Annotated in this window: 7 protein-coding genes; 6 read left to right on the forward strand and 1 reads right to left on the reverse strand. The window is 72.5% G+C overall.

The features are described from left to right. Positions 1 to 432: 432 nt before the first annotated feature. From V3328_RS03485 to trxA, 6 genes are all read left to right on the forward strand, one after another. On the forward strand, positions 433 to 3,189 hold the full coding sequence (locus tag V3328_RS03485; protein WP_340328268.1) for an ATP-binding protein: 2,757 nt from the start codon (positions 433 to 435) through the stop codon (positions 3,187 to 3,189). 41 nt (positions 3,190 to 3,230) lie between these two features. Next, positions 3,231 to 4,796 carry a tRNA (adenosine(37)-N6)-threonylcarbamoyltransferase complex ATPase subunit type 1 TsaE gene (gene tsaE / locus V3328_RS03490; RefSeq protein WP_340328269.1) on the forward strand — a complete coding sequence of 522 codons (1,566 nt, stop codon included), beginning with the start codon at positions 3,231 to 3,233 and terminating at the stop codon, positions 4,794 to 4,796. Positions 4,797 to 4,880: 84 nt separating this feature from the next. Continuing rightward, positions 4,881 to 5,579, forward strand: a complete 699-nt coding sequence (locus V3328_RS03495; RefSeq protein WP_340328877.1) for a nucleotidyltransferase family protein — start codon at positions 4,881 to 4,883, stop codon at positions 5,577 to 5,579. 6 nt (positions 5,580 to 5,585) lie between these two features. Beyond that, on the forward strand, positions 5,586 to 8,711 hold the full coding sequence (gene addB, locus V3328_RS03500) for a double-strand break repair protein AddB (RefSeq protein ID WP_340328270.1): 3,126 nt from the start codon (positions 5,586 to 5,588) through the stop codon (positions 8,709 to 8,711). After that, positions 8,711 to 12,139: a double-strand break repair helicase AddA gene (gene addA, locus V3328_RS03505; protein ID WP_340328271.1), complete on the forward strand. Its 3,429-nt coding sequence runs from the start codon at positions 8,711 to 8,713 to the stop codon at positions 12,137 to 12,139. Before addB ends, addA begins: the two co-directional genes overlap by 1 nt. Before the next feature lie 108 nt (positions 12,140 to 12,247). Then, positions 12,248 to 12,568 (forward strand): thioredoxin, encoded by a 321-nt coding sequence (gene trxA / locus V3328_RS03510; RefSeq protein WP_340328272.1) that lies wholly within the window; start codon positions 12,248 to 12,250, stop codon positions 12,566 to 12,568. Positions 12,569 to 12,653: 85 nt separating this feature from the next. Here trxA and V3328_RS03515 read toward each other — a convergent pair whose 3' ends face one another. Beyond that, entirely contained in the window at positions 12,654 to 13,970 is a 1,317-nt protein-coding gene (locus V3328_RS03515; protein WP_340328273.1) for a bifunctional folylpolyglutamate synthase/dihydrofolate synthase, read from the reverse strand. Positions 13,971 to 13,986 lie beyond the last annotated feature (16 nt).

Raw genomic sequence — 13,986 nt, forward strand, 5'->3', positions numbered from 1 at the left:
CCTGTCCCATCCTTGCGCAAGCGGGCTTCGCTTCGAGCGGCCCAAGCGACTGTTCGGGGTCGATGGAACGGCGGGCAAGGACCCTGGCTCACCAACGGGCTTGGCGTCCCTGAGGAGCGACGGTCTCCCGCCCGCCACCGCTTCCAGCAGTATGCCAGAAACGGCGGAGTTCAAGTTACAAGGAAGCCGCGCCAGCGGCTGTCTCGAACCACGAGGCGCTGGCGCACGGTGCGGGCACCGGCGGGACCGACCGTTGCGGCCGGCCCGTCTTTAATCGCCGTGCGCGCGTGTTGCGGCCATGACAGACTCCGCCCGACGGATTAGATTGGCTGCGGGATGATTCGTTTAATTCGCGCGGGGGATCACGCGCGCAGGATGCGCTTTGGAGGCGGTCGGGCGCGCGGTGGCGGGCGCAGCTTGGGAACGGGCCAGATGCGGATCGATTGGCGGCAACCGGGCAAGGGCGGCCTTGTCCCACCCCTGTCCGCGGTCGCCATCTCCACTGCCGCCCTGTGTAATGGCGCCCTCTCCACTGTCGCCCGGATCCTGCCCCTCGCCGCGGTGACCCTGCTGCTGCCGGCCGTCGCCTGGGCCCAGGCCGGCGGCGGATCGCTCGATCTCGGCACGGAGCTGCGCCGCCAGATCACCGACGTCCACACTTCCGTCTCGCAGGAGGAACTGGCGGCGCTCAGCCTGTTCCTCGGCATCCTGTTCTTCGCCGTCCTGGCAGCCATTCTCTACGTCCGCACCCGCGCCCGGCTGCAGCTTGCCGAGCGGGCCGCGCAGGAACGCATCGGCGAGCTCAGCGCCCGCGTCGAGCGCGCCGAGGGGCTGCTCGCCGTCGACCAGAACGTCCTCGTGGTCTGGCCGCTCGACGGCGGCGAACCGGAGATCCACTGCGATCCCGGCCCCTCCCGGGTGCTGCCGTCGCGGCGCGGCGACGTGCTGGCGTTCGGCAAGTGGCTGGACCCGGAATCGGCGCTCGACCTGGAAAAGCAGATCGTCGCGCTGCGCTCGCGCGGCGAGAGCTTCAACCTCACCCTGCGGACCCGGATCCGGCGCGGCGAGACCGCCGCCGAGGCCGGATTCGTCGAGGCCGACGGCCGGTCGGCGGCCGGCCGGGCGGTGCTGCGCATCCGCGACCTCGCCGGGCAGCGCCGCGAGCTGGCCGACATCTCCGACCGCCACAAGCGGCTGGCGCGGGACGTCGAGGCGCTGCGGGCGCTGCTCGACACCGTGCCGATGCCGGCCTGGCTGTGCGATGCGGAGGGCCGGCTGTCCTGGGCGAACCGCGCCTATGCCCGGGCGGTCGGCGCGGACTCCGGCGCCGCGGCGGTCGATGCCGGCATCGAGCTGCTCGACGCCACCGAACGCAACCAGCTGGATGCCGACCGACGGGACGACGGCGTGGCGCACCGGCAGATGTCGCTGGCGGTCGGCCGCGCCCAGCGCATGCACGACGTCTGGGACGTCGACGGCGAGCGCTACCGGGCCGGCATCGCCATCGACATCGCCGACGCCGAGACCCTGCGCCGCCAGCTTGCCCGGCGCGACGACACCCATGCCCGCACGCTCGACCTGGTCGCCACCGCGGTCGCCGCCTTCGGCCCGGACCAGCGGCTCAACTACTACAACCGGATGTTCGGCCAGCTGTGGGGGCTCGACGCGGCCTTCCTGAACGCCGGGCCCGGCTTCGACGAGATCCTCGATCGGCTGCGCGCCGCCGGCCGCATCCAGGAGCCGGTCGACTATCGCGACTGGCGCGCCGACCAGCTCTCCGTCTTCACCTCGGCCGACACCGTCGACGCGGCCAGGCGCACCCTCTGGCACCTGCCGGACGGGCGCACCGTCTCCGTCGTGATGACCCGCCAGGCGGATGGCTCGGTGTCCGCCCTGTTCGAGGACGTCACCCAGTCGCTCGACCTGGAAAGCCGGGTGGTGGCGCTGACCGAGGTGCAGCGCGAGACGCTCGACAGCCTCGACGAGGGCATCGCCGTGTTCGGCACGGACGGCCTGCTGAAGCTCTACAATCCCGCCTTCAGCGAGATCTGGAGGCTGTCGGGCGACCGGCTCGGCAGCCAGCCGCATGTCGAGGCGGTGATCGGCTGGTGCCGCGACCTGTACGACGACACGGCGGTCTGGGCGTCGCTGCGCGCCGTCGTCACCAGCCTGCAGGACAGCCGCGAGGCGCTGTCGCGGCGGCTGGAGCGTCCCGACCGCAGCGTCATCGACCTGCGCGCCGTGCCGCTGCCCGACGGGGCGACGCTGGTGGTGTTCACCGACGTCAGCGATTCCGCCCGCATCGAGAAGGCGCTGCGCGACCGCAACGAGGCGCTGATCACCGCCTCGCGCATCAAGAACGAGTTCGTCCACAAGGTCTCCTACGAGCTGCGCGCGCCGCTGACCAACATCATCGGCTTCGCCCAGCTGATGAGCGACGGCGAGCCCGGCGCGATGAGCGAGCGGCAGCGCGAGTATGCCGGCCACATCCTGTCGTCCTCGAGCGCGCTCCTGGCGATCATCAACGACATCCTGGATCTCGCCACCGTCGACGCCGGCGTGATGGAGCTCGACATCGGCGAGGTCGACATCCGCGCCGCCGTCACCGCCGCCGCCGAGAGCCTCAACGACCGGCTGGCGTCCTCGGGGATCACCCTCGACCTCGACGTGCCGGAGGACATCGGCACCATGCAGGCCGACGAGAAGCGCATCCGGCAGATCCTGTTCAACCTCCTGTCCAACGCCATCGGCTTCAGCGACCCGGGCCACGCGGTGGCGCTCGGCGTCAGCCGCGACCGCACCGGCCGGGTCACCTTCGCGGTGCGCGACGAGGGTCCGGGCATCCCCGACGACGTCCGCCGCGCCGTCTTCGACCGCTTCGAGAGCTATTCGCTCGGCACCCGCCACCGCGGCGCGGGGCTGGGGCTGTCGATCGTCAAGAGCTTCGTCGAGCTGCACGGCGGCGAGGTGCGGCTGGACTCCTCGCCCGGCCGCGGCACCACGGTGGCCTGCGTGCTGCCGGCGCGCCAGCCGCTCCGCGCGGCGGCGCGCAGCGAGGACGGCGCGCCCGGCGCGACCATCCACGAGCTGGACCTGCCGGCCCGGCCGCGGGATCCGGGCAGCGAGACATCCGCCGGCGCCGCCGGCGCCGACGCCGCCGCGGCCGGATCCGCCGCGCGCGAGCGCTAGCGCCGCCGGTCGAGGACGACAGAGACAGCGAACCCGGTTCCGTGTCGCATCCCCTGCACCAGGCTCCCGCGCCATCCCGCAGCGTCGTGATCGAGCTGCCGGACGAATCCGCCACGCAGCGCCTCGCCGAGGCGGTCGCGGCGGCGGCGGGCGCCGGCGACGTCGTCCTGCTCGCCGGCGATCTCGGCGCCGGCAAGACCGCCTTCGCCCGCGCCCTGATCCGCGCCGTCGCCGACGATGCCGGCCTGGAGGTGCCGAGCCCGACCTTCACGCTGGTCCAGACCTACGACCTGCCGCGGCTGGCGATCGCCCATGTCGATCTCTACCGGCTCGGCGATCCGGCCGAGCTCGACGAACTGGGCCTCGACGAGCATGCCGGCCTGATCCTGGCCGAATGGCCGGAGCGGGCGCCGGACCGATTCCCCGCCGACCGCCTCGAGGTCCGTCTCGAGGTCGACGCGGAGGATCCCGGCGCCCGCACCGCGCGGCTCACCGCCCACGGCGACTGGACCGATCGGCTGGCCCGCATCGCCGAGGTCCGCGACGTCCTGGCACGGCTCGGCTACGGCGGCTGGCGCCGGCGCTTCCTCAAGGGCGACGCCTCGAGCCGGCGCTACGAGCGCCTGTCGCGGGACGGCCGCAGCGCCGTGATGAGCGCCGTGATGATGGATTCCCCTGCGGCGCCGGATCCCGGCACCGGCCCGGTGCCCTACAGCCGGATCGCCCATCTCGCCGAGTCCGTGACGCCCTTCGTCGCCGTCGCCCGGGCGCTCGGCGAGCGCGGTTTCTCGGCGCCGCGGATCCATGCCGCCGACCTCGACCGCGGCGTGCTGGTGATCGAGGACCTCGGCGCCCTGACCGTGCTCGACGACGCCGGCAGGCCGGTCGCGGAGCGATATGCCGCCGCCGTCGAGCTGCTGGCCGAGTTCCACGGCCTGGCCATGCCCGACGCGGTCGAGGCCGCGCCGGGGATCGTCCACCGGCTGCCGCGCTACGACGAGGCGGCGTTCCGTATCGAGCTCGGCCTGCTGGCGGACTGGTTCGCCCCGTTCGCCACCGGCGCGCCGCTGTCGGAGGCCGCGCTCGCCGAGTTCGATGCGATCTGGGCCGACCTGCTGCCCGGCATCGCCGATCCGGCCGCCCACCGCGCCTGGGTGATGCGCGACTACCATTCGCCCAACCTGATGTGGCTGCCGGAGCGCGACGGCATCCGCCGGGTCGGCCTGCTCGATTTCCAGGACGCGGTGATCGGCCCGGCAGCCTACGACGTCGCCTCGCTGGTCTTCGACGCGCGCGTCGACGTGCCGGCGCCGTTGCGGGACGACCTGCGCGCCCGCTACGTTGCCTGCCGGCGGCAGGCCGATCCCGGCTTCGACGCGGCGGCCTTCGACCGCGACCTGGCGATTCTCGCCGCCCAGCGCAACACCAAGATCCTCGGCATCTTCGCGCGGCTGTTCCTGCGCGACGGCAAGCCGGCCTATCTCGCCCACATCCCCCGGATATCCACCTATCTGGAGCATGCGCTCGACCATCCGGTTCTCGCGCGCCTCAAGGTCTGGTACGACACCCACCTTCCCGACGAACTGCGCAGACGGGCGGCAGGCTAGGACGACATGGCGACGAACGGGTCAACGAACGGTGCCGGCGACGGAAACGCCAACGGAAGCGGGCGCTTGCGGCCTGATGCGGCGATGGTTCTGGCGGCCGGGCTTGGCACGCGCATGCGGCCGATCACCGAGACGAAGCCCAAGCCGCTCGTCGAGGTGGCCGGCAAGCCGCTGATCGACCACGTCCTCGACCGGCTGGCGGAGGCACGGGTCGGCCGCGCCGTCGTCAACGTGCATTACCTCGCCGACCAGATCGAGGCCCATCTTCGCGACCGCGCGGCGCCCGCCATCACGATCTCCGACGAGCGCGACGAACTGCTGGAGACCGGCGGCGGCATCGCCAGGGCGTTGCCTGCGCTCGGCCCGGACCCGTTCTACCTGCTCAATACCGATTCGCTGTGGATCGAGAGCGCCCGCCCGCTGCTCGACCGGCTGGCCGAGGCCTGGGACGACGCCCGCATGGACGCGCTGCTGGTCGTCGCGCCGGTCGTCGCGAGTTCGGGCTATTCCGGCGACGGCGACTTCATGCTCGGACCCGACGGCCGGCTCAGCCGCCGCCCGGAGCGGCTGATGGCCCCGTTCGTCTATACCGGCAGCGGCATCCTGTCGCCGCGGCTGTTCGCTGCTGCGCCGGAGGGCAGGTTCTCCCTCAACGTCCTGTTCGACGAGGCGATCGAGGCGGAACGGCTGTTCGGCCTCCGGCTCGACGGGCTGTGGATGCATGTCGGCGCGCCTGCGGCGATCGCCGAAGCCGAGATGATGATCTCCGAAAGCGCCATGTGAGGCGCCATGGGCGCCTCCGCAGACGCCACCGGGACCGAACGGAGCGGCGCCGCCGCCGGGCCGCGGCTGTGGACGATCCCGCCGTCCGCGCCGTTCCTGGAGCGGCTGGCTGACGCGCTGCTCGCCGGCACGCTGGTGCCCTTTGCCCCCGGCGGCGCACCGTATCCGCTGTCCGACCACCTGGTGCTGCTGCCGACCCGGCGCGCCTGCCGGGCGCTTGCCGAGATCCTCGCCGCCCGCGCCGGGGGCGAGGCCGTTCTGCTGCCGAGGATCCGGCCGATCGGCGACGTCGACGAGGTCGACCTCGCGCTCGCCGGCGTCGGCGCGCTGGGCGACGCGGCGCTGGCGCTGCGGCAGAAGCCGGCGATCGCTCCGCTCAGGCGCCACGTCCTGCTGACCGAACTGGTGCTCGGCTGGGGCCGCACCGTCGCCCGGAGCCTGATGGTGCCGGGCCGCGACGAACCGGTGGCGATCCCCGTCGTGCCCGGCGACGCGGCCTATCTGGCGCGCGATCTCGCCACCCTCATCGACGATTTCGAGACGGAAGGCAGGAAATTCTCCGGGCTGTCCGGCCTGGTGCCGGAGGACCATGCCGCCTACTGGCGGCTGACCGTAGAGTTCCTGCGGATCGCCACCGAGCTCTGGCCGGACATCCTCGAGGCCGAGCAGGCGGTGGATCCCGCCGCCCGGCGCGACGCGCTGCTGCGCGGCGAGGCGGAGCTGCTGCGCTCCCGCCCGCCCGCCGGGCCGGTCGTCGCCGCCGGTTCGACCGGTACCATACCGGCGACCGCGGACCTGCTCGCGGCGATCGCGCGCCTGCCGCTCGGCGCCGTCGTGCTGCCGGGGCTCGATCTCGACCTGGACGACGCGAGCTGGGAGGCGGTCGACCACGCCGACGACCCGCAGCCCGGCCATCCGCAGTACGGGCTGAAGCGCCTGCTCGGCCGGCTCGGCGCGGTGCGCGGCGGTGTCGACAGGCTGGTGGCGCCGCAGCTCCCCGCCCGCGAGCGGATCGTCGGCGAGACCTTCCGTCCGGTCGCCACCACCGACCGCTGGGCGGAGGTGGCCGGAACGATCGCACCCGACGCCCTGGCCGACGCGCTGGCCGGGGTCCGCGTGCTGGAGGCGGCAAGCGAGCAGGAGGAAGCGCTGGCGATCGCGCTGTCGATGCGCGAGGCGGTCGAGACGCCCGGCCGCACGGCGGCGCTGGTGACGCCGGACCGGGCGCTCGCCCGAAGGGTCGCAGCCGAACTCCGCCGCTGGGACATCGCGGTCGAGGACAGCGCCGGGCTGCCGCTGGCCGACACGGCGGCCGGCACCCTGTTCCGGCTGATCGCCGATGCGGCCGCGCTGCGGCTTGCCCCGGTCGCCCTGGTCGCCCTGATCCAGCACCCGCTGGCCGCCTTCGGCCTGGAGCCCGCCGAGGCGCGCCGCGCGGCGCGGCTTCTGGAACTGGTCGCGCTGCGCGGTCCGCGGCCTGCGGCCGGCGGGGCCGGACTGGTGCGGACGCTGCGACACGCCTTCGAGCGGCGCGCCGGGGCGCGGCTGCATCCGGCCGTCCGCCGGCTTGGCGAAGACGACTGGCGCGCGGCTCTCGACCTGGGCGAGCGCATTGCCGCCGCGCTCGAGCCGCTGGAAGCGCTGGCCGGCCGCGGTGCGCTGCCGTTCGGCGGCGTCGTCGCGGCACATGCGCAGGCACTGGCCTCCGTCGCGGCGACGCCGCATGGCATGACGCTCGCCGGCGACGACGCGGTGGCGCTGCAGCGCTTCGTGGAGGACCTGTCGGATGCCGCCCGCGGTGGCCTCGAGCCGAAGCTGTCGGAATACCCCGCGCTGCTGCGGGCGTTGATGTCCGGCATCCCGGTGCGCCCGCATGCGCCCGGCCATCCGCGCCTGTCGATCCTCGGCCCGCTCGAGGCCCGCCTGATCTCGGCGGACCTGCTGATCCTCGGCGGCCTCGTCGAAGGCGTCTGGCCCGCCGACACGCGCACCGATCCCTTCCTCAACCGGCCGATGCGCCGCGGCGTCGGGCTGGAGGCGCCGGAGCGGTTCATCGGCCTTGCCGCCCACGACGTCGCCCAGGCGATGTGCGCGCCCTCCGTCGTGCTGTCGCACGCCACCAAGATCGGCGGTGCGCCCGCCATCGCCTCGCGCTGGCTGCAGCGCATGAAGGCGGTGATCGGCAAGGACCGCTGGCAGGCGCTGGCGGAGAAGGGCCGGCCATGTCTCGACCTTGCCCGCACCATCGACCATCACGTCGGGCCGACCGAACCGATCGGCGAGCCGAAGCCGTGCCCGGCGCTCGAACACCGACCCGACCGGCTGAGCGTCACCGAGATCGAGACGCTGATCCGCGACCCGTACGCCATCTACGCCCGCCGTATCCTGCGGCTGGAACCGCTGGCGACCCTGGACGAACTGCCGGACGCCGCCGAGCGCGGCAACATCATCCACGAGGCGCTGGCCGACTACGTCCAGGCGGTCGACGCCGGCGAGGCGGCGGACCTGATCGTCATCGGCGAACGGCTGTTCGAGGGTCTCGACGACTTTCCGGAGATCCGTGCCTTCTGGTGGCCGAGGTTCCTGCGCATCGCCGAATGGTTCGTCGCCCGGGACCGGGCGGAGCGGCCCGGGCTGAAGGCGCGGTTCGTCGAGCAGACGGGCGATCTGTCGTTGCCGGTTGCCGGCCGGCCGTTTCGCCTGACCGGTCGCGGCGACCGCTTCGACGTCGCCGCATCCGGGGGGCTGCGCATCGTCGACTACAAGACGGGCGCCGCCCCGACCGAGAAGCAGGTGCGCATCGGCCTCAGCCCGCAATTGCCGCTGGAGGCCGCGATGGCGATGGGCGGCGGCTTCGGGCCGCAGGTCGCCGGCCTGGAGCCGGACCGGCTCGCCTATGTCGAGCTGCGCGGCGGCCGCAATCCCGGCGAGGTGAAGGAGATCGCGCCGGAGGAGGGCACCGTCGCGGATTTCGCCCGGGCCACTCTGGCGAGCCTGATCCGTCTGCTGGAACGCTTCGCCGATTCCGGGCAGCCCTACTACGTCAAGCCGCGCAGCCAGTTCGCCCGCAAGGTCACCGACTACGACCACCTGTCGCGCTGGCCGGAGTGGGGCGCGGGCGGGGGCGACTGATGGCCGACACCGTCCGCAAGGTTCCCGAAGCGACCGTCGCCGCACAGCGCGAGGCGGCCGACCCGCGCGCCTCGGCCTGGGTCCGCGCCAATGCCGGCGCCGGCAAGACCTACGTGCTCGCCCAGCGGGTGCTGCGGCTGCTCCTGTCGGGCGCCGATCCCTCGCGCCTGCTCTGCATCACCTACACCAAGGCCGCCGCAGCCGAGATGTCGAACCGGGTGTTTGAGTGGCTGAGCGAGTGGACCACGGCCAGCGATGCCGACCTCGCCGCGCGGATCGAGGCGATCGAGGGCCGGCGGCCGGATGCCGCTGCTTTGCGCCGGGCCCGCCGGCTGTTCGCCGCCGCCGTCGAGACGCCGGGCGGCCTGAAGATCCAGACGATCCACGCCTTCTGCGAACGGCTCCTGCAGCAGTTCCCCTTCGAGGCGAGCGTCACCGCCGGCTTCACGGTGCTCGACGAGCGCGCCAGCGCCGAACTGCTCGCCGAGGCGCAGGCCGAGGTGCTGGTCGAGGCGGGCGACGACGGCCCGCTGGCGCAGGCGCTCGGCGACCTGCTCGCCCGGCTCAGCGACAGCGGCATCGCCGAGCTTGTCGAGACCGTGCTCCGGCAGCGCAGCGCCTTCCTCGACTGGGTGCGCGGCGCCGGCGACCTGCAGGGCGCGCTCGCCGTGCTCAAGTCCGAGCTGGGGCTCGCCCCGCACGAGGACGAAGCGACCATCGCCACCGAAATCCTGACGAGCGCCCACCTGCCGCGGTCCGAGTGGCAGGCGGTCGCCGAGACGCTGCGGACGGGATCGTCGAAGGTCGGAGAACTCGGCCATTGTCTCGCCGCCGCGGTCGTCGCCGCGGATGCCGAGCAGGCGCTGACCGCCTATCTGTCGGTCTTCCTGACCAGAAGCGGCAAGGAGCGCAGGCAGTTCCTGACGAAGCCGTTCCGGCAGGACTACCCCGACCTCTCCGACAGGCTCGACTCCGAGAAGGCGCGCGTCGTCGGGCTCTGCGACCGCCTGGCCGCGGCCCGCATCTTCGCCGGCAACGCCGCCCTGTTCACCGTCGCCGACGCCGTCATCGACCGCTACCAGGCGCTGAAGGGTGCGCGCGGCGTCGTCGACTTCGACGATCTCGTCGAGCGCACCGCCATGCTGCTCGGCCGCGCCGATGCCGGCTGGGTGCTGTTCAAGCTCGACGGCGGCCTCGACCACGTGCTGGTCGACGAGGCCCAGGACACCAGCCCGCGCCAGTGGGAAATCGTCCAGAAGATGGCCGGCGAGTTCTTCGCCGGGCAGGGCGCCCGCGATGCCAACCGGACGATCTTCGCCGTCGGCGACATCAAGCAGTCGATCTATTCCTTCCAGGGCGCCGATCCGGCGCGCTTCGGCGACATGCAGCGGCATTTCGCGAGCAGCGCCGAGGACGCCGAGAGGACGTTCCGCTCGGTGCCGCTGCGCCTGTCCTTCCGGTCGACCCCGTCGGTGCTGAAGGCCGTCGACGAGGTCTTTCGCGAGGCACCCGCCAGCGCCGGCCTGTCGCTGCCGGATGTGCCGGAGGCCGTGATCCACGAGGCGATCCGCATCGGCGAGCCGGGCCTCGTCGAGATCTGGCCGGTCGAGGAGCCGGACGAGGCCGCCGACGTGACGCCGTGGGATGCGCCGCTCGACGTCGACCGGGCCGGCAGTCCCGAGAACCGCGTCGCCGAGCGGATCGCGGTCACCATCCGGCGATGGCTCGACGGCGGCGACTGCCTGGAGGCGACCGGCAAGCCGATCCGCCCCGGCGACATCATGATCCTGATGGCCCGCCGCGCCCCGTTCGCCGAGCCGATGATCCGCGCCCTCAAGCGCCACGACATTCCCGTCGCCGGCGCCGACCGGCTGGTGCTGACCGACCACATCGCCGTCATGGATCTGATGGCGGTCGGCCGCTTCGCGCTGATGCCCGAGGACGACCTCAATCTCGCCGCCCTGTTGAAATCGCCGCTGGTCGGCATGGACGAGGACGGGCTGATGGCGATCGCGATCGGCCGGCGCGGCTCGCTGTGGGGTGCGATCCGGCGCTCGGAGGATCCTCGGCATGTCCGGATCCGCGAGACGCTCGAGGAGTGGCGCCGGCGCGCCGGCTTCGAACGGCCCTACGAATTCTATGCCCGCATCCTCGGCGCCGACCGCGGCCGCGCCGCCTTCCATCGCCGGCTCGGCGCGGAGGCCTTCGAGGCGATCGACGAGTTCCTCGGCCTGGCGCTTGCCTACGAGCGCGCCGAGACGCCGAGCCTGCCGGGCTTCCTCGCCTGGCTCGACGCCGCGCCCGCCCAGGTCAAGCGCGACATGGACAAGGGCCGCGACGAGGTGCGCGTGATGACCGTGCACGGCGCCAAGGGCCTGGAGGCGCCGATCGTCTTCCTGCCCGACACCTGCCGCGGCGTCGGCGGGCGCGGCGTCGGACCGCTGTTTCCCTTCGAGGGGAGCTTCGGCGCGCCGCTCGTCTGGGCGCAGAGCAAGCAGGCCGACTGCGCGGTCACCAGGACCCTGCGCGAGGCCGCCGAGCGCCGCCGCGACGAGGAGCAGAACCGGCTGCTCTACGTGGCGATGACGCGCGCCCGCGACCGGCTCTACGTCGCCGGCTTCGCCACCAGGCGGGCCTCGCAGTCGGGCCCGACCTGGTACGACCTGATCGGGACCGGGCTCGAGACCCTGCTCAGCGAGACCGAGACCCCCGATGGCCCGGTCAGGCGCTACGTCGGTCCGGGAACGCCGAGGGAACCGGAGGCGCCTGCGCAGCCGGCACCGGCCGCGGCGGCGGTCCCCGACTGGGTCGGCCGTCCCGCCCCGCGCGAGGCCCAGGCGGTCCGGCCGCAGGCTGCCTCGCAACTCGCCGGCCACGGTCGTCCCGACGCCGGCGGCGGACCGGCGAGGGCAGCCGCGATGCGGCGCGGCACCATCCTGCACCGGCTGCTCGAGGCCCTGCCGGACCTTCCGCCGGACGAGCGGCGGGCCGCCGGCGAGCTGGCACTCGGATGGCAGGCTCCTGACTGGCCGACGGCACAGCGACAGCACGTTCTTGACACTGTCCTGGCAGTGCTCGACGACCCCGCCTTCGCCGCCGCCTTCGTCCCAGGGGCGCAGGCGGAGGTGTCGATCGCCGGCCGTGCCGGACCCGGCGCGCCGCCGCTCGTCGGCCAGATCGACCGGCTGGCGGTCACCGATGACGAAGTGTTGATCGTCGACTACAAGAGCGACCGAGTGGTGCCGGAGAGCGCCGAGGCGGTGCCGCACGGCTATCTCGCCCAGCTCGCCGCCTACCGCGATCTCGCCCGCCGGATCTGGCCCGACCGGACGGTCCGCGCGGCCCTGCTGTGGACATCGGGACCGACGCTGATGGCGCTTCCCGACGGCCTGATGGACGCGCATGCCGGCCCCGACCGCGACGCATGAGAGACCTGCGTCGCCTTGACGGTCCCCCGGCACCTACCTAACTTTCGGCCACAACGATTCCATGAACGGTCGCCACCGCGGCCGATTCGCGACCTGCGAGGACACAATATGGCCGTTTCCCACACCACCGACGCCGCATTCCAGGCCGATGTGCTGGAGTCTTCCGAGCCGGTACTGGTCGACTTCTGGGCGGAATGGTGCGGCCCCTGCCGCCAGATCGCGCCGATGCTCGACGAGATCGAGACCGAGATGGCCGGCAAGGTGAAGATTGCCAAGGTCAATGTCGACGAAAACCCCGGCATTCCCTCGAATTACGGCGTCCGCGCGATCCCGACGCTGATCCTGTTCAAGGGCGGCGAGGCGATCGGCACCCAGGTCGGCGTCCAGCCGAAGAGCCGGCTGGTGTCGTGGATTTCCGAATCGATCTGATCGCGATCCGATAGAGTTTCAAGCGGCGGCGCCATCGGCGCCGCCGTTGCTGTATGGCGGCGCGATCAGGTCACGCAGCAACCCCTTACTGCGGCACGGTTTCCTGGATCCTCAGGACATGGCCTGCCAGATACAGCGACCCGCAGATCAGGACGCGGATCGGCTCGCCGCGCGGCAGGCCGGCGAGCGCCTGCTGGACACTTCCCGCGACACGGGCGGTCAGCCCCGCACGGGCGGCGTCGCTTGCCAGTTCGGCGGCCCCGAAGCTTGCCTCCACGTCGGGAATCGGCACCGTCACCACCTCGCGTGCCAGCCCCTCGAATGAGGCAAAGAAGCCGGAGGCGTCCTTGCTGGTCAGCATGCCTGCAATGAGATAGAGCGGCCGCGGACTGCGGTCCTCGAGCTCGGCCAGCGCCGAGGCCAGCACCTCGCCGGCGGCCGGATTGTGGCCGCCGTCGAGCCAGATCTCCGCGCCCTCCGGCGCGGCCTCGACGATCGGTCCGTAGGACAGCGGCTGCAGCCGGGCGGGCCACTCGACATTCTGCATGCCCGCCGCGATCGCCGCTTCGTCGACATCGTAGGGCAGATGCCGCAACGTCGCGATCGCCGCGCCGGCGTTCTCCAGCTGGTGGCGACCGACCAGACGCGGCAGCGGCAGATCCATCAGGCCCTGTTCGTCCTGAAAGACGAGGCGGCCGCGCTCTTCCGTGGCGTGCCAGTCCTGGCCCGAGATCGACAACGGTGCGGCGAGCCGCGCCGCTGCCCGCTCTATCACCCGCTCGACCTCGCGCGGCTGGGCGGCGACGATGCAGGGAACGCCCTTCTTCAGGATACCCGCCTTCTCGCGCGCGATCAGCTCGATCGTGTCGCCGAGATACTGGGCGTGATCCATGGAGATCGGGGTGATGATGGTGGCGAGCGGCCTGTCGACGACATTGGTTGCATCGAGCCGCCCGCCGAGGCCGACTTCCAGCAGCAGCAGGTCGGCGGGATGGCGCGAAAACACCAGGAACGCGGCGGCCGTGGTGATCTCGAAGATCGTGATCGGTTCGCCGCCATTGGCCTTCTCGCATTCGGCGAGCGCGGCCGCGAGTTCTCTTTCCGTGACGAATCCGCTGCCCTTCTCGCCGCCGTCATTGGCCAGCCGGATCCGTTCGTGGAACCGCACCAGGTGGGGCGACGTATAGACGTGCGCGCCGTAGCCTACCGCCTCGGTCATCGACCGGAGATAGGCGGCGGTCGAGCCCTTGCCGTTGGTCCCGGCGATATGGACGACCGGCGGCAGCCGGCGCTCGGGATGACCGAGCTGTTCGAGAATCCGGTGCATCCGCCCCAGCGACAGGTCGATCTTGCGGGGGTGCAGCTCGGCGAGCCGTTCGAGGATCAGGTCGGATGAAGCCATGGGAGATCTCTTGCGC

The organism is Microbaculum marinum (assembly GCF_037855135.1).
Classification (GTDB): domain Bacteria; phylum Pseudomonadota; class Alphaproteobacteria; order Rhizobiales; family Tepidamorphaceae; genus Microbaculum; species Microbaculum marinum.